This window comes from Streptomyces puniciscabiei, assembly GCF_006715785.1.
Lineage (GTDB): Bacteria > Actinomycetota > Actinomycetes > Streptomycetales > Streptomycetaceae > Streptomyces > Streptomyces puniciscabiei.
The window spans coordinates 4,460,637-4,477,141 of sequence record NZ_VFNX01000001.1 but is presented as its reverse complement, the minus strand read 5'-3'; the positions used below and the strand labels follow the sequence as shown (position 1 = coordinate 4,477,141).

The 16,505-nt window shown below is 71.1% G+C and carries 16 protein-coding genes; 13 read left to right on the top strand and 3 right to left on the bottom strand.

The window, feature by feature from the left end; genetic code table 11:
• Positions 1 to 57: 57 nt before the first annotated feature.
• A complete protein-coding gene (locus FB563_RS20760) occupies positions 58 to 465 on the bottom strand; it encodes an acyl-CoA thioesterase (protein WP_055705378.1) in 408 nt (135 codons plus the stop codon).
• The gene (locus FB563_RS20755; protein WP_063797046.1) at positions 425 to 1,966 is read right to left on the bottom strand and encodes a helix-turn-helix transcriptional regulator; all 1,542 of its coding nucleotides are present in this window, start codon (positions 1,964 to 1,966) and stop codon (positions 425 to 427) included. The genes FB563_RS20760 and FB563_RS20755 overlap by 41 nt, the downstream gene beginning before the upstream one ends.
• Positions 1,967 to 2,736: 770 nt before the next feature.
• Between FB563_RS20755 and FB563_RS20750 the strand changes: the two genes are divergently transcribed.
• Genes FB563_RS20750 through FB563_RS20740 form a run of 3 tightly spaced genes read left to right on the top strand, consistent with a single transcriptional unit; the run spans position 2,737 to position 5,611 of the window.
• Positions 2,737 to 3,291 (top strand): ImmA/IrrE family metallo-endopeptidase, encoded by a 555-nt coding sequence (locus tag FB563_RS20750; RefSeq protein WP_234357668.1) that lies wholly within the window; start codon positions 2,737 to 2,739, stop codon positions 3,289 to 3,291.
• Entirely contained in the window at positions 3,291 to 4,433 is a 1,143-nt protein-coding gene (locus FB563_RS20745) for an MAB_1171c family putative transporter (RefSeq protein ID WP_055705377.1), read from the top strand. Before FB563_RS20750 ends, FB563_RS20745 begins: the two co-directional genes overlap by 1 nt.
• The gene (locus FB563_RS20740) at positions 4,427 to 5,611 is read left to right on the top strand and encodes an amidohydrolase family protein (RefSeq protein WP_055705376.1); all 1,185 of its coding nucleotides are present in this window, start codon (positions 4,427 to 4,429) and stop codon (positions 5,609 to 5,611) included. Before FB563_RS20745 ends, FB563_RS20740 begins: the two co-directional genes overlap by 7 nt.
• 42 nt (positions 5,612 to 5,653) lie before the next feature.
• Here the strand turns inward: FB563_RS20740 and FB563_RS20735 are convergent, their stop codons facing one another.
• On the bottom strand, positions 5,654 to 6,523 hold the full coding sequence (locus tag FB563_RS20735) for a helix-turn-helix domain-containing protein (RefSeq protein WP_055705375.1): 870 nt from the start codon (positions 6,521 to 6,523) through the stop codon (positions 5,654 to 5,656).
• A gap of 302 nt (positions 6,524 to 6,825) precedes the next feature.
• Between FB563_RS20735 and FB563_RS20730 the strand changes: the two genes are divergently transcribed.
• The 10 genes from FB563_RS20730 to FB563_RS20685 all read left to right on the top strand — a co-directional run bounded on the left by FB563_RS20730 (position 6,826) and on the right by FB563_RS20685 (position 16,502).
• Entirely contained in the window at positions 6,826 to 8,016 is a 1,191-nt protein-coding gene (locus tag FB563_RS20730) for an MSCRAMM family protein (protein WP_159045477.1), read from the top strand.
• A 126-nt stretch (positions 8,017 to 8,142) separates the two neighbouring features.
• A complete protein-coding gene (locus FB563_RS20725) occupies positions 8,143 to 8,967 on the top strand; it encodes a sortase (RefSeq protein WP_079048676.1) in 825 nt (274 codons plus the stop codon).
• A 490-nt stretch (positions 8,968 to 9,457) separates the two neighbouring features.
• Positions 9,458 to 10,369, top strand: a complete 912-nt coding sequence (locus FB563_RS20720; RefSeq protein ID WP_055705372.1) for a hypothetical protein — start codon at positions 9,458 to 9,460, stop codon at positions 10,367 to 10,369.
• A 2-nt stretch (positions 10,370 to 10,371) separates the two neighbouring features.
• Positions 10,372 to 11,070, top strand: coding sequence for a zinc finger domain-containing protein (locus FB563_RS20715; RefSeq protein ID WP_055705371.1), 699 nt, complete (start codon positions 10,372 to 10,374; stop codon positions 11,068 to 11,070).
• 155 nt (positions 11,071 to 11,225) lie between these two features.
• Positions 11,226 to 11,870, top strand: a complete 645-nt coding sequence (locus FB563_RS20710; protein WP_055710495.1) for a WhiB family transcriptional regulator — start codon at positions 11,226 to 11,228, stop codon at positions 11,868 to 11,870.
• On the top strand, positions 11,867 to 13,651 hold the full coding sequence (locus FB563_RS20705; RefSeq protein ID WP_142218836.1) for a hypothetical protein: 1,785 nt from the start codon (positions 11,867 to 11,869) through the stop codon (positions 13,649 to 13,651). Before FB563_RS20710 ends, FB563_RS20705 begins: the two co-directional genes overlap by 4 nt.
• A complete protein-coding gene (locus FB563_RS20700; RefSeq protein ID WP_055710633.1) occupies positions 13,648 to 13,839 on the top strand; it encodes a hypothetical protein in 192 nt (63 codons plus the stop codon). Before FB563_RS20705 ends, FB563_RS20700 begins: the two co-directional genes overlap by 4 nt.
• An 88-nt stretch (positions 13,840 to 13,927) precedes the next feature.
• Positions 13,928 to 14,164 carry a hypothetical protein gene (locus FB563_RS20695; protein ID WP_055710632.1) on the top strand — a complete coding sequence of 79 codons (237 nt, stop codon included), beginning with the start codon at positions 13,928 to 13,930 and terminating at the stop codon, positions 14,162 to 14,164.
• Between the two features lie 134 nt (positions 14,165 to 14,298).
• On the top strand, positions 14,299 to 14,784 hold the full coding sequence (locus FB563_RS44110; RefSeq protein ID WP_244329028.1) for a plasmid mobilization protein: 486 nt from the start codon (positions 14,299 to 14,301) through the stop codon (positions 14,782 to 14,784).
• Positions 14,781 to 16,502, top strand: a complete 1,722-nt coding sequence (locus FB563_RS20685) for a relaxase/mobilization nuclease domain-containing protein (RefSeq protein ID WP_055706137.1) — start codon at positions 14,781 to 14,783, stop codon at positions 16,500 to 16,502. Before FB563_RS44110 ends, FB563_RS20685 begins: the two co-directional genes overlap by 4 nt.
• Positions 16,503 to 16,505 lie beyond the last annotated feature (3 nt).

The window sequence follows — 16,505 nt, the reverse complement described above, 5'->3', positions numbered from 1 at the left end:
GGTAGCCACCGGGTCGCGTTCAACCACGACGTCGTGGCCGGGAGCGAGGCCCCGGCCTCAGGAGTCGTTGTAGCGAGCGATGAACGCCTGCTCGGCTTCGGTGAGACGGCGAGGGCGACCGGTGTCGAGGTTGAAGGCGGCGATGGCGGTCGTGCCCTCGGCATACAGCTGGTCGGCATCGCGGATCTCGTACGCCAACTCGAAGGAGACCGCCCGGCTGTGGGTAACCCGGACGTGCACGTCGACCGGGTCTTCGCGGTAATGCAGCGGGGCTCGGTACTCGACGCTGGCGCGGCTCACGACGAAGGCGTTCTGGCGGCGGCCGGCCTCATCGTCGGCCAGCACCTCCCGGAACATGCGCGTCCGCGCCTCCTCCATGAACCGGAGGAACAGGGCGTTGTTGACGTGCCCATTGGCGTCTGCGTCAGCCCAGCGCAGCGGGCAAGGGTAGATGTAGCTGTGCACAAATCGGGCTTTCTACGAGGCGGTGGGGGGGAAGGTCCGCAGGGGCCGCAGCAGCGGGAAGGGCGCTGCCGCGTCGTCCGCTTCGCCTTGGCCTGGCAGTGCGCAGCGCCGGGCCCGGTCGCAGCTCGGTGACCAGGCTGGCCACATCTTGGCAGTCGGGGCGCATGTGGTCGTGCCCAGACAGGTCTTTATGGATTTCGCGGAGCAGTCGCTGTTCTTCGTCGAGTGCGCCGAGGAGCTGCTCGATGCGGGAGGCGGCGGCGTCGGGGGGAGCTGGTAGTGCGAGGCGGGTCAATTGCTTCAGCTCGGCTCGAGCCTGGGCCGGCAGGGATCCTCGCGGGATGCGGGCGATCACGGTGGCGGGCGACACTTCGCTGACGCCCCACTGTCCGGGGGCCTCTTCGACTGCCCAGGTCACGGTGCGCTTGGACGGCGAGAGGGTCAGCTGGCAGTCGGGTGCCACGAGGCGGCTGAGGGCGGGCAGGAGGATGCCTCCCTTGCCGGCAGTGGCCGCGGCCTTGTCCGCGCTTTCCACCACGATTCGAGCGGTGTGGACGTCTTCAGCGCGGAGGCGTTCTGCTTCCGCGATCCGCTCCTGGGCTCGGTCGATCTCGCGCGGCGTGTTGTGGGTTTCGTCCAGCCAGCCGTTACGGATGCCGCCCAGGGCGTCTCGCTGGCTGTCTGGTTCCGCCTCGACCCAGGTCATGACTACGAAGCGGCAGTCGGGCATGATCGCGGGGTAGGCCACGTGGCTGACGATTTCGATCGTCTTCCAGCCAAGGGTCGGCACGCTGGCGAGGAAGACGTGGCCGTCGCGGTGCTCGACCAGGTCGTCGTCCGAGTCCCAGATCTGCCGGATCTCGGGGTTCTTTTTGACGTCCTCGATCAGTTGCAGAAGCTCTGGGTCCTCGCCGTGGGTGGTGAGTGCAAACCGGAGCATGCGGATGAACACCGTGGCGTGCTTGTGCCAGTCGTGGTACGTGGCGCGCCCCTCGGCGGTCGTGAGGGCCCAGCGGATCAGGTTGGCCTTGGGCTCCATCACCCACGGCCACAGCTCGGCCATGGCCGCGTTGTACGCGAGGATGTTCCAGTAGCGGTCGGACAGATAGGTGGGGCTGGGCATCTGCCGGTCGATGAGCAACCTCAGCGCCGGGTTCACATCAGGACGCCCCTCGTCCGGGACAGACCGCAGGTAGGTGCCCACATTGTGGAGCAGCAGGGCGTGGCGCTCCTCAGCGTCCAGATTCAGCAGCTCCACCAGAGCATCGCACTGGGCCTGGGAGAACCGCGGCGTCGCTCCCTTTTCGATATTGCGGTATTTGCGCTCGCAGATGCCCAGGGCCCGCCATACGGGGCGCTGCGTCAGGCCGGCGCGTTCGCGCCACTGCCTGAGCAGCGCGCCGAACCCCATGTACTGACCGGCGACTCCGGTAGGCCGTTCGGGAGCAGCCCTGTTCCCGGCAGAGCTCTTGCCGCTGCCGGCCCGCCGCTGCGCGACCATCAAGCCTCCTGTCCTGTCCCTGCTCCGGGGAGACACCCGTTTTCGGGCATGAAAAAAAGAGGGGTCAGCCCGACCGCTGGCCCCCCTGCGCCACCCGCAAGACAATACGCAAGATTTGGCGATCTTGTGCACTTGTGGTACGGGCCACATACCGCCCGGAATGTCACGGTTCAGACTTGAACATTTCACTGCGAGGATGGGGGATATCGCTCACGAAACGGACTTCTCCACCGCGTCTCCCGACGTGGATCGCAGGACCGGCAAATTTTTGCCGGTATTCATCCCTCCCTCGCTCCGGCCGGTCTAGACCAGAGTTGCGACTCCTCTCCTCGAATCACCGGACTCCTTCATTCCGCTTACCGAGCAAGGCACTTAGGGACTCACCGGCACGCCGACGGACGCCCATCCCCCCGGTGAAATATCTGCGCAAAATCGGGCATACAGTCGTCGTTGACGCTCTCTTGGCGCCTGGCTTAAATCCTCTTACCGGCTGGTTCGGCAAACGGTTGCGGCAGGAGCACACGGGGTCGAGTGAAGACCATCCCTGACATCACCGGGACTCTTCTGCCGCCTGTCGACGGGGGCGCAGCCATCGGGCACTGATGCCTCCCGCCCCAGTGCATCTCAAGATCGGCTGTGGGGGGAGGCCATGAGCGTGAGGAACAGATATGTGGTGGAACGGGGCTCCGGGCGCCTGGAACGGCCTTGTCCGGGAGGCGACGGAGGCCGACGACTGCGGCGAAGGCACGGGTGCCGGCGCAGGACGGTCCGTGGCTGCGGTGCGACGCCGGGGACGTGCCTGGCGTAAGCGTCCGGCCGACAGCGATCTGGAGCGTCGCATCCGGCAGGTACTGCGTGATCTTGATGTTCAGCCTCCCTTGAGCGTGGAGGCCCTGTGCAAGGCGCTCGGCGAGAAGCGCGGGCGCCCCATCGAGCTTCGGGCGTACCCCCTGCCGAAGCCTGGGCCATCGGGTCTATGGCTTGAGACCCCGGCGGCTGACCTCATCATCTACCAGCAGGAAACGACCAAGCTTCACCAGGAACACATCATCCTGCACGAGATCGGCCATATTCTCGCGGACCACCGGGGCGAGGACCGCGTGGAGGAGTGGCATGCGGTGGTCGCCGGACTTGCTCGCAGCGCCATACGCCGAGCGCTGGGGCGCTGCAACTACGACGACGCACGCGAGCAGGAGGCAGAGCTCGTGGCGACGGTCATTTTGGGCTGGGCCTGGGCACTGGACCGTGTCACATCCTGCACTTCCACGGACGCGTCGGTGCGCCGCCTCCACGACACCTTCGGTGCCCCGGTGGGGTGGCTGTGATGGCTGTCCTCTTGGTCTTCGCCGCCCTGGCCACCGCCGTCGCCTGGAGGGTGTTCCAGCTGCTGAAGGACCCGCGCAACCCTTCGCAGCGCAGCGCGTGCTTGTGCTTGGCCTGTGCTTTTGGTTCCTATCTCGTCGCCGCGCCGGTCGGGCCCGGCTTCGAGACGGTCGCGGACCCGGGGTGGGGCAAGCTGGTGCAGAACGTGCTGCTTCTCGCGGCGGCGTACTTCGTGATGTGTGTCCACCTGTACGCAGTGTCGGACGAACGCACGGGCAGGCGTCGAGCACGGATCGAAGGCATGGCCCTGGCTGTGGTCGTCGGCGTGATCAGCGCCGCGGCCCTGACCGCCCCCCGGTCCGCTCTGACCAGCAGCGTAGGGACGGCGGACATGACCGTTCCCCAGGTCGCCGCGTTCTACCTCACGGCCGGCCTGTACTTGCTCTACGCCCTGACCGCAGCCTCCTACTGGACCCGGCAGCGTGCGCGCGAGTACCAGCGTCCGGTGTCCACGGGCATGTGGGTAGCGGCTGCGGGGCTGCTCGGAATGGCCGTCGTGTGCGCGGCGAACGCGGTCTTCGTGATCATCCGCTGGCGGGGCGGTGCCATACCCAAGGCCCTGACCGTCGGTGTGGCGCTGGCGCTGATGGCTTCGCTCGTGCTGCTTACCTTCGGCTTCACCTATGCGGGCGTGCGAACGCGGCTCACGGCCTTGCGGGTATGGCGTGAGCACCGCCGCATCTACCGCCAGCTAGAGCCGCTGTGGCGGCTGCTGCGGCAGGCGTATCCCCACAGCGTCCTGAAACTGTCGGGCGGCACGCGGCGTGACCGCTGGCGAGCCGGCGGCGTTCATCGCCGCTACCACCGCCGCGTGGTGGAATGCCGTGACGGCCTGGTGCACATCAGTACGCGCCTCCAGGGCGGGCACGAGGGCGCCGTCGTGGACTTGGCCCGCCCCGAGGTCCTGGCCCAGCATCTGCGGGCCACCGTTGCAGCCCTCGCGAACGGCGCACCGGTCTCGGACCGGGCTGTCCCGCTCGCGGTGCCGGAGAACGGCGATCGGGCCACCGATGTACAGCAGTTGGTCGCGCTGTCGCAGGCGTTGCGCAGCGAAGCCAGGAGCGAAAGGGAAGCATCGTGCTGATCACCGCTGGACGAGTCCTCACCGACAGCGCGGGGTGTGTTGAAGACGGCGCCGTCCTCTTCCGGGGTGGCACGATCATCGCCGCAGGCCGGCGCGCGGATGTCGAACCCCAGGCGCCGCCTGGGGAGGCGCGGCTGTCCTTCCCGCACTCCACGGTGCTGCCCGGGCTGATCGACGCCCATGTCCACCTGTGCTTTGACGGCGGGACCGACCCGGTGGCCACGCTGCAAGGTCAGGACGACGAAGCTCTCCTGCGCGAGATGAAGCGTCGGGCCGAGCAGCTGCTGAGCACCGGTGTGACCACCGCACGCGATCTGGGCGACCGAGGCGGCCTCGCGCTGCAGTTGGCCGGCGCCATCTCGCACGGTTCCGCCGTGGGGCCGCGCCTGATCTGCGCGGGGCGTCCCGTGACCACCAAGGGCGGGCACTGCTGGTTCCTCGGCGGCGAAGTCGACGGGGAGCGGGAGATCCGCGACCTCATCCAGCGCAACATCGCAGCCGGCGCGAAGGTCATCAAGGTCATGGCGACCGGCGGCGGCCTGACCAAGGGCGGGCCGGCCAGCTGGGCGTCCCAGTTCACCCCGGAAGAACTCGCGATCGTCGTCCAGGAAGCTCACCGCGCCGGGCTTCCCGTTGCCGCGCATGGCCACGGGGCCGACGGCATCGCAGCCGCCGTGACCGCTGGCGTGGACACCATCGAGCACTGCACGTGGATGACCCGCGACGGGTTCGAGGTGCGCGAGGAGGTGCTGGCCCAGATCGTCGACAAGGGCATCTTCGTCTGTCCCACCGTCAGCCCCCAGTGGCCCATGCTGCCCAAAATCTTCGGCCCCGAGCGTGCGGAGGCCCTGGTCGCCATGGCCCGGCGGGTCGCGGAATCGGGGGTGCGGCTGATCGCCGGTACGGACGCCGGAGTGGGCCGTGCCGGGTTCGACGGGCTGGTCTCAAGTCTCGGCTTCCACCGGCACCTCGGGCTGCCGAACAACCGGATCATCGAGATGGCCACCGTGGAGGCAGCGCACGCTTTGGGCCTCGGTGACGTGACGGGCAAGATCGCCCCGGGGTACAGCGCGGACCTGCTCGTCGTCGATGGTGACCCATTGGCGGACCTGGAGGCGCTGCGCGCGGTCAACACCGTGTTCGCCGACGGCCGGCAGTACCAGCCCAGCCGCCCTTGAACACCTAGGGACGTGCGGCCATCGCACCAGGCGGGGCCGAGGTCACTGCCCTTCGTCGCCGGCGGCGGGCAGTCCTCGGTCCTGGAGTTCGACGACGACCTCGTTGACAAAGGCCAGCACGTCTGCGGGAAGCCCCCCTTCGCCCGCGCCGTGTACCACAGCCCGGGTGACCTTGCCCTCCCGGGCAAGGGCCAGCAGTCGCAGCCCCTCGTAGATGTGCCGGGCCACCTCGTGCTGGGGCTCGAAGAACAGCGGCTCGACGCCGAAGAAGTCGGCCAGCCCGTGATAGACGATCGGCTTGGCCGTGGGCTGGGCGCCGGAGAGAATCGCCTTCACTTCCTCTTCCGAGACGACCGCGGCACCTGCCCACTCATTGATCCCCCGGGCGATCTCGTCCGCGGTCGGCGCGACCTGAGCACCCGGGTACAGGTGTTCCATCAAAAACGCGATCTTGCCGGCGAGCGACGTGGGTACCTGGCCCGGCTCCGGCACGTCCCGCCCGAAGGACCGCTCCTGCGCGGCGAGCAGCGAGTCGACGCTGACCCCGTACGCCGCCGCTAGGGGTGGGACGTACTTGGGGTCCAGCCGGCGGATTCCACGCTCCGCGCGGCTGACGGGCGCGTGGCTCTTGGTGCCGATGATCTGGCCGGTGTCCTTCTGGTAGATCCCGGCATCGGCCCGCAGGTCCGCGAGGTCAGGCAGACCCTCTCGGGGGAAGAGGACGTCCAGGGGCTTTCCGAGGACCTCGGCGAGAGCCGGCAAAAGCTCGGCGTCAGGACGCTTCTTGCCGTTCTCCCAGTTCGCCTCGGCGGAGTCGGAGACACCCAGGGCCTTGCCCACCTGGCTCTGCAGAAGTCCCGCCTTGATGCGCGCCACCTTGATGCGGCGTCCGTCGACCAGACGCTGGGACATGTGAAGCGCTCCAATGCATGCAAGGTTTGGTGGGCCCACTTTAGCAACTTGTGCGTGTGCGCAGGGACAGATAGCCTGACGATGGCGAGATTGGCCGGGGGAAACCCCTTCTGCCTGGTCTTTTTCTTCGCCCATGTACAGAACTTCCCTGCCCTTGGGCGGGAAGCGGCACCGGGCCCAGCCAGCTGCTGGCCTGAGAAACCCGCTGGCGGGCCCGGCATCATCCCCCTTCGGAGACATGCATGAGTTTGGCATCATCACCTGCCCCTTCGCACGCCGCGCGTCGGTTTCGGCGTTCGCTGGTGGCTGCGTCAGCGGTGGCGGTGGGCGCGGGTGCGCTGCTGGCGCCGAGCGCGTCGGCGGCTGATCAGTGGGGTCGGGGTTTCCTGATCCCGGACTCCGCCGGACACTCCGGCGCCTCCCACATCGGCGACTATGTATCCGCCGTACCGGGCGCGATCGCCTACTGCGCCGACCCGGGCCTTGCCGGACCGGGCGCCGCCGGCGGTTACGGCGCCGCCCGCGACTACACCTCCTGGACGTCGCAGGCCACCGGCAGGGCCGCGAGCGCCGCACAGGTCTCTCAGGCCGCGTACATCTTGTCGAAGTACGGTCAGGCCGGCTCGGACGCGCAGGGCGCCGCCGTGGACGCCGACGTCTACAGCCTCCTCAACGCGGGGTCCGCCTACGCCCTGCCCGACGGGACGCGGGCCGTGCAGCGGCTGTCGTACCCGCAGGTCGCCCCGCAGGCGAAGAAGCTGGCCACCGCGTACCTGTCCGAGGCCGCCCGGTTCGCCGGCCCGTACACGGTTCACCTCCAGCCGCTGGCCGCGCTGCGACCCGGTGTGACGACCAACATCAAGATCACCGTCACCTCGGCCGCCGGAAACGCTGTGCCGGGCATCCGGCTCAACCTGAAGGCCGCTCTCGACGGGAAGCAGGTGGCGGAAGACACCGAGTCGACCAACGCCGACGGCATCGCCTACGCACACGTCAGAGCCGCAAAGGGCCACAGCGTCACGCTCACCACGGAGGCCACGGGCCTGCCCGGCACCACGCTGCGCGCCGTGCTCCCCCACAACAAGGAGGCGCAGCGCATGGTGCTCGCCGGCGGCACCACCAGCGCCACGGCACAGCTGACCATGAAGACCACCGAGGAAGGCGGCCGGATCAAGGTCGTCAAGACCGCCGGCGACACCGGCAAGCCGCTGGGCGGCGTGAAGTTCGCCGTGCGCGACAAGGACGGCAAGACGGTCGCGACCGGCACGACCAACGCCGACGGCATCTGGCAGACCGCCGAGTTGCCGGCGGGTGAGTACACGGTCCACGAGGTCGAGGCGGTCGACGGCTACCAGCTGGCGAGCGACCAGCACGTGGCAGTCACCGACGGCAAGGACGCCGCGGTCGCCGTGCGCGACGTCAGGATCCCCAAGCCTGCGGTGCCCAAGCCGCGGCCGGTGACGATCAAGGTGCTGCCGCAGACCGGCGCCTGACCCCTACGCCGGCGCGCGCTTCCTAGCCGCTCGTCCGCGTGAACTCCGCAACGGGGCGGGGGCCCTGAGCCGGTCCCCGCCCCGTTGTGTACCTCCATCCCGCTCTTCTCGCTCTGGATACATCCCATGCATCAGTCCCCCGACCGGCACGGCGACACCACGGATCCGCAGGGTCCTCCTCCCTCACCGGCACCGTCCGGTGACGTTTCACCGGGCGAACACGCGGGCCGCGGGCCGCGTCACCGCTGGCAGGTCGTGGCCGTCGGCTTCACCGCCGCCGTGGCGCTCTCCGCGACCGCCGTGGCCTGGACGCACTCCTCCAAGGCCGGCCACGCGCGCACTGCGGCGTCCACAGCCACCCAGTCCGCGCTGGCCCCGGCAGCGCCGTCCCTGCGCACCTCCAGCGCGCCGACCGCCCGTGCGGCCACCAGCGAAGCCGGGCGCGCCCTGGCCCACTGGGCCGATCCCCACGCTGCATCCAAACCGAGCGCCGCGTCGGGGCCGGGCGGAGCCATCATCGACGTCGTGCGGATCCCCGCCCTCGGAAAGGACTGGGCACAGCCCGTCTACCAGGGCACCGGCCCCGACCAGCTCGGTGCCGGGCTCGGGCACTTCGACGGCACCGAGGCGGCGGGCCAGATCGGCAACTTCGTGCTCGCCGGCCACCGCTCCGGCATTGCGTCGCCTCCGCTGCGCGACATTGACAACATCAAGGCAGGCGCTCCCATCACCGTCTCGACACCCGAGCGGATCACCTACACCTACACCGTGACCAGCATCTCCACGGTCGCGCCGACCGACGTCGCCGTCACAGCCCAGGTCCCGGGCCAGCCCGGCGCGACGCCCACCAAGGCGCTGCTGACGCTGGTGACGTGCTGGCCCGCGGACGGTCACAGCAAGCGGGTCGTCGTCGAGGCGACGCTCGCCTCCACCCGCGGCAGCGAGCTGTGAATGCCCCGACCCGCCTCATGCAGCGGGAGTGAGGGTGCGTGATCCGTCACTTTCTGCAACTACTACAGAGTTCTAGAACCAAGTCTGGATCTTGACGCGGGGCCGTGCGTATGTTCGTCGTCCCCCGGGCACCCCGCCCGGCACCACGAACGTAAAGGAGCGCGGCAGGCACCGACCAGACCGTGTAGGTCCGCATACAGCGACGGCGCCCGAGAGGTGCGAACTCCCGGACGCCGAACGCTCAACGGCATAGCCCGCCCCGGCAAGGGCGGCGATTGCCCACCGTCACCACGCTGATCCCTATTCCACCAGGCGCTTCAGCGTGGCAACACTGCAAAGGGGATTGTTGCATGATCTCTGCCCTGCGCGAAAGGCCGGACACCCCGGCCTGCGCGGCAGCCTGCTGCGCCTCGGTGGCTTCCGGCTCCGGGCGTGAGCACACCATCGCGGCGCCGAGCCACCGGTCCGGCCTCGTGAGCGGGGGCGGCCGATGAGTGTCGACGCCCGCGAGTGGGGATGGGAGCACAGCTCCAGCCGGGGAGTGGCACGCCTGGTGCTGCTGTCGATCGCCGACCGTGTGCCGGACGAGCAGTGCGTCGCCTGGGCCTCGCTCACGAGTCTGATCGAGCGCACCAATGCCTCGCGAACCGCCGTACGGACCGCGCTCGTAGCGCTCGCCGAGAGCGGCGAGCTGGAGCTGCTCGACCATCTGGAGGGTCCGCAGCGCACCACGGTCTACCGGCTGCCCCGCGCCGCCGCCTGGCTGGCCAAGGTCGCGGCGGCCAAAAAGGACGACCCCGACGCCTACGTCGAGCCGCCCACGGACGCGGACCCGGTACCCGAGCTGGACGAGGAGGCCGAGAAGAAGCTGCGGCGGTACGGCATCTGGCCCAAGAAGGGTAAGGAATCCGACCCCTCGCGACGGAATCCGACCCGTGCGGAATCTGACCCCTCGCGACGGAATCCGACCCCTCGACGTGCCGGAATCCGCACCGTGGAAGGTACGGATTCTGCACCCCAGAACCGTAGTGAACCGAAGGTGAACCGTAGAGGCAGCAGTGGTGGTGCTGCCCTCCTGCCTGCTGACGCGTGGCAGATCGACCCCCTCACCCAAGCCTGGGCCCGCCAGCAGGGCCACCTGGATCGCCTCGGCGAGGACGGTCTGCAGGCAGCCGATGCGAAGTGGCGCGCCCACCGCGCCAACCGGGCCCCTCGCACCGCTGCGGCCTGGGCTGCCGACTGGCGGTCCTGGGTCGCCCGCGAGCACGCCCCGAGCCACCCGAACGCCTCCGCCTCGCCCGGCAGAGGCGGCCCCGCCCCGGCAGGCGGCATGACCCGCGCCGAGGCGCACACCGCCGCCCTCCTCGCCGCCCTCAACGAGCCGACCGGAACGGAGCAGTAGCCGTGGACCGCCGCGAAATTGCCGCCCTGCTGGCCTACATCGGCCGGCTCGACCCCCGCACCATCCGCACCGACCAGGGCGAGGCCCGCGACCAGCTCGCCCAGTGGCACGAGCTGCTCGGCGACGTGCCCCTGGCCACCCCCCACGGCTGGGACGCCCGGATCACCGCCCGACAGCACATCCGCACCTCGCCCTACCAGATCGTCCCCGCGGACATCGGCCGCCCGTGGGAGAGCTACCGGCGCGACCGCCTCGCCCGGCACACCGACCCCACCCCGTCCGTCGACCCGGACGACCAGGCAGCCTGGATCGCCGAGCTGGTCGGCACCCGCCGCGCCGTCGCCGCCGGCACCGCGCAGCCCGCGCAGGCCAGGGCTATCACCACCGGTCGCGAGGGGATCGACCCGAGGCTGGAGACGCGGCTGCGGCAGGTCGGCTCCTGCATACCGCCGCACGCGCGGGCAGCCCTGGCGCCCTACCGGCCCGCCCGCGCCGCCCGGGAGGCGGCCATCGCCGCAGGCCAGCCCGACGCGCTATCGGTCCGGTGCGAGTGGTGCCACGCGCAGCCCGGCGAGCCGTGCCGCCGCCGGCGCATCGGCCCCGACGGCGGAGCACGCGGCAACGCCCCGCGCGCTACCCCGCACCCCGGCCGCTTCGACCTCGCCGCCGCCCAGCAGGACCAGCAGCCCGCGATGGCCTAAGCGGCCCACCCGCCGGTGCACCCCGCCTGGTGCACCCCCGCCCGCCACCGTCCCGCCCGGCTGCGGCCCCCGCTCCGCACCGCAGCCGGCACCTTGGTCGCGTCCGCCCACCGCCGCCCCAGGGCGGCCGACGCGGCAGTACATCGGAGACCGACTTGCGCTACATCACCACCCACCACGCGCCGGCCACCGGCCTGCGCGGCATCGGCGACACCAGCTGGCAGCCGCGTGGCGCGTGCCACGGCATGGACGCCGAGGACGCCGACGAAATCTTCTTCCCCCTGCCTCGAGAGCACGCGGCCATCGCCGAGGCCAAGGAGCTGTGCGCCGCCTGCCCGGTCCGCCGCGAATGCCTCAACTACGCCCTGGAAAACGAACTGAAGGACGGCATCTGGGGCGGGCTGACCGAGGCCGAGCGCCGCCCCTGGCACAAGGGGTTGCCGCAGCGCCTCGACTACAACCGGGTGCTCGCAATCTTCAACGGGCGCGACGTGCACCTCACCGAGTCCGAACGGCAGGTCGTCATCGACCACGCCTACGTCCGCGGCTGGCACGCCGACCGGCTCGCCGTCGCCTTGCAGATCGGCCGCAAGCACGCCCAGGAACTGCTGCGTGAGGCTGCCGACAAGGTCTTCGTCCGTGACCTCAACTTCGGTGTCCCCCCGAGGCGCAAGAAGAAGGAGAAGCGGACGGCACCGACGACGAGCCGACCCGCATCAGCCAAGCCCGCCACGAAAGAGCCGGAGTTCCGTCCGGTGACGTCGTCCTCCGCGAACGCCTCGTTCGGAAAGGCCGTATGACCCACCCCCTCCTGACCCTCGGTGCCGTACCGAACCTGTCCCTCCCCGCCCTCGGTATCCCCGCCGCCATCCTGGCGCTGGCCCTGACCGCCTGGGCGATCCGCCACCGGGCAACGCACCCACGCACTGGTTCCCGCAGCCTGGCGGTCAAGGTCGCCGCCCTCGCCGCCCTCGGCTGCACCGCCTACAGCGCGGACACCAGCTGGCGGTTCGCCGCCGACTACCTGGACATGGCCGGCACCGCCGAACGCGGCGCGATGTTCGGCGCCGCCGAACTGGCGCTCTTCGCCACTGCGTTGATGGCCCGGGAGAATCTGGTCACCCAGGGGGCGCCGGGACTGCCGGGCACCCTGGTCTGGGTCGTCACCGGCGTGCAGGTCATCCCCGCCTACGCCGAGAGCGGCCCCGTCGGCGGCACGGTCCGCGCCTTCGTCGGCCCGGTCATGGCGGCGATGCTCTGGCACCTGGCCATGGGCATCGAACTGCGGCTGCGCATCCCTGGCGCCGCCTCCCGCGGCTTGGTCGCGACGCTCGGCCGGGAGGCGCGCGAGCGGCTGCTGTCCCGCCTCGGCATCGCCGCCCGGGACCGCGACGCCGCACAGATCACCCGCGACCGCGCGACCGCCCGCGCCGTCGACCTCGCCTGCCGCCTCGCCGAACGCACCGCCGAGCAGCAACAGGGCTGGCGCGGCCAGCGACTCACACGGAAGCTGTCGAAGGCGATCGGCCGGGCCTCGGTGGGCACGGACCCCGTCCAGCGCGCCGCGCTGCTCGACCAGCTCGCCGCGCGCCGGCACGCACTCACGCTCGCCACGGTTCCCCTGCCCTCCCCCTGGTCCCCGCACCACAGCGGCGAGGACACCGCCACAGTCCCCGCGACGAACAGCGGAACCACCGCGGTCCCCATCAACGGTCCCCACGCCGACGCCGAAACGAGGCGGGACCGAGGACCGCTGGAGCAGGGACCGGTCCCCGGAACCTACCCCGCTGCAAGCGGAGAAGCGCCCCCCGAAACAGAGGGGACCGGGGACCTCAACCCGGAGCCCAGCGGTGACCAGGGGACCGGCCAGCCGATGGCCGAAGCCCCTGATTCGCACCGGGGACCGGAGGGCGCCGAGTCGGGGACCGACCCCACCGGGGACCGGGGACCGGAGGGCACCGACACGGGGACCGACCCCACCGGGGACCGGGGACCGGAGGGCACCGACACGGGGACCGACCCCACCGGGGACCGGGGACCGGAGGGCACCGACACGGGGACCGACCCCACCGGGGACCGGGGACCGGAGGGCACCGACACGGGGACCGACCCCACCGGGGACCGGGGACCGGAGGGCACCGACACGGGGACCGACCCCACCGGGGACCGGGGACCGGAGGGCACCGACACGGGGACCGACCCCACCGGGGACCGGGGACCGGAGGGCACCGACACGGGGACCGACCCCACCGGGGACCGGGGCCACACGGTCCCCCTGCGGCGAAAGCCGACCACGCAGGCCAGGAGCAAGAGCAAGCGCGGCGGGCCGTCCCGCAGCCCGCGGACACAACGTCCCTCGCGGGAGCTGCAGGAGTCGGTGGACCAGCTCGTCCAGCAGGTCCGCCCGCACGTCCCCGAGCTGCTCGCCCGGGACGGTAACGAGGCCGTCACCCGGGTCCAGCTGCGGGAGATCCTCCGGCGCGAGGGCCTGACGGGCGGCCGGAACGAACGACTCAGCCTCGTTCTCCAGCAGCTGCGGAGCGAGGTCAGCACCACGACGACAAGGAGCACCGCCCGATGAAGACCTGCCGCCAATTTGCGATCACCCGCAAGGGATACGAGCGGGAGATCAGGATCCTGAGCACCCACTCCGAGCGGCACGCCGACAAGCCGTCGGGGAAAGCCAGCGCGAAGCGCGCGCTCGCGGCGAAGGCGCAGATGGCCAGGGCACTCAGCAGCCACGTCGGGCGCTGCCCCGAGTGCGGCTGAACCGGCCAAAGCAGCAGCTCAAACCCCCTATCCGTACCTGGTGGCCCGGTTTCGTGCCGGGCCACCGCCCCGCTCCAGGAGGCATCCCGTGGTCCCGCGTCCCACCCGCACGTGTCCGGCGACGGCCGCCGAGGCCGACGCCTGGGCGGACGTTTTGGTCCGCCGGCGGCTCCTGCATGCCGCAGTCCTCGCCCCGAATGGCCAGTGGCTCGTCCAGCACACCCCGGACGGCGATGTCCGCGTCCTTTCCGGGCCGGCCGACGTCGTCGAGCTGGCCGCCGCCATCCAGTACCGCATCCGCTCCACGAGGCCCGAAACCCGATGACCACCGATAACAACGCCACCACCGCGGAACCTGCGCGCGACGTCAACTCGCTCTCGCGGCGAGCAAGTTGGGGCGGAAGCGTAGCTTCCGCCAAACCCGCCCCCAAGGGGGCGGGAGAGGACCCTCACCGGGGGGTGCAGGTCCATCCGGCTTCGACCGAGGGCGGATCGAAGCCGGGGCAGGAGGAGAAGCCGACCGAGCGCCGCAGCCACCGTGAGCGTGCCGTACGCGCCCGTCAGCGCCCTCGACAGCCGCGCGAGAACAAGCGCCTGCACCAGCCCAACACCCGTTTCAACGATGAAGAGTTCGCCCTGATCAAGTCCGCCGCCGCCCGCTGTCAGCTGTCCGTCGCCGGGTTCCTCGCGCGCTCCGCGCTCGCCGCCGCCCGCGACCTCGACCGCACCAGCGCCGAGATCGCCGACGAACGCGAAGTGATCACAGCCCTGTTCGACAGCCGCCGCAAGCTCGGCTGGGCCGGCAGCAACCTCAACCAGGCCATGAAGGCCATCAACTCCGGCGCCGACGCACTCCAGCTCGAAGCCACCATCGCCGCCGTCCGCCGGGCCGCCGAGACCGTCCACGAGGCCGCCGCACAGCTGATTGCACACCGCAGCTCATGATCCCCAGCGTCAACGAGTCCGGCTCCCGTACCATCGGCCTGCTCGCCTACCTGTACGGTCCGGGCAAGCACGAGGAGCACATCGACCCGCACCTCGTCGCCTCCTTCGACGGCATGTCCCCCGACCCCGGCCGCGACCCGAACGCCACCCTCAAGGACCTCCAGCAGCTCCTCGACCAGCCCGTGATGGCCCTCCCGAAACACGCCCGGCCAGCCAAGCACGTCTGGCACACCTCCGTGCGCACGGCTGCGGACGACCGGATCCTGTCCGACGAGGAGTGGGGCGAGATCGCCCGCCGCATCGTGGCCGCCACCGGCATCGACCCCGGCGGCGGCCAGCCCGGCTGCCGCTGGGCCGCCGTACGCCACGCGGACGACCACATCCACATCGTCGCCACCTTGGTGTGCGAGGACGGCAGCCGCCCCGACGACTACCGCTCCGGCAAGCGCGCCCAGGCCGAATGCCGCCTCATCGAAAAGAAACTCGGCCTCCGCCAAGTCGCCCCCGGCGACGGCACCGCTGCCCAGCGCCCCACCAGCGCCGAGCGCCACAAAGCCGAACGTCAGGGCCGCGAGCGCACCGCGCGGGAGGAACTGCGCGAGACCGTGCGCCGCGCGGCGGCCGGCGCCACCAGCGAGACCGAGTTCTTCGACCGGCTGGCCGCCGCCGGCCTCATCATCCGCAAGCGCCTCGCCCCCTCCGGCGACCTGCTCGGCTACAAGGTCGCCCTGCCCGACGACCGCAACAAGGACGGCGAACCGGTCTTCTACCCCGGCGCCCGCCTCGCCCCCGACCTGTCCCTGCCCCGCATCCGGGAGCGCTGGTCCGCCGACACCCGCGACCAGGACCCCGCACCGGCGGATGCGCCCGCCACTGTGGCGCCGAGCGGCCCGGCCGCCGCCCGCAGACGCACGGCCTCGGCCGCGTGGACCGCGATGCTGGTCATCGAGCACGGCGACGACGCCATCGCCGCCGCGTACATCGCCGCTGCCGGCGAGGTCCTGGACGCGCTCGCGAAGACCTCCGCCGCCCACACCAGGCGCGAACTGCGCGACGCCGCCTTCGCGTTCGAGCGGGCCTCCCGCTCCCACGTGCGCGCCGAGCGCGGCCACGACCGGGCCCTGCGACAGGCGGCCCGCGACCTCGTCTACAGCGGCCCGGCGCTGGGCCGCGGCGAGGACGGCGCGACCACCGCGATGGCGATCGACATGCTCTTCTTCCTCATCACCGCCGCCGCCCACTGGCACGCGAAGAAGAACCACGCCCAGCAGGCCGCCGCCGCCCGCCAGGCCGCCGAACACCTGCGCGCCGCCTACCAAGCCGCCGCAGCCCAACCCCTCGGAGCCCTCTACCTGCGGGGCCGACGCCTCAATCGATCGTTGCGGCAGCGGCAGACGACAGTGCTGCGCGAGGCGCTACCGGAACTGGCCGAACAGATCCTCGCCGAGCCCGGCTGGCACGCGCTCGCCGCCACCCTCGCCGACGCCGAGGCCGCCGGCCACGACCCAGCCGCCCTGCTCGCCGACGCCGCGGCACGGCGGGAACTCGCCACGGCGGAGTCCGTCAGCGACGTCCTGGTGTGGCGGCTGCGCCGGGTAGCGGACCTGCCCGCGGATACCACCGGCATGGTGCCCGACGCTCACACCGCACAGCGCTCGGCACAGCGCACCGGGCAGCACATCCCCGGACAGGCCCGACCTGGGCGCGGCCGGTCGTGACTG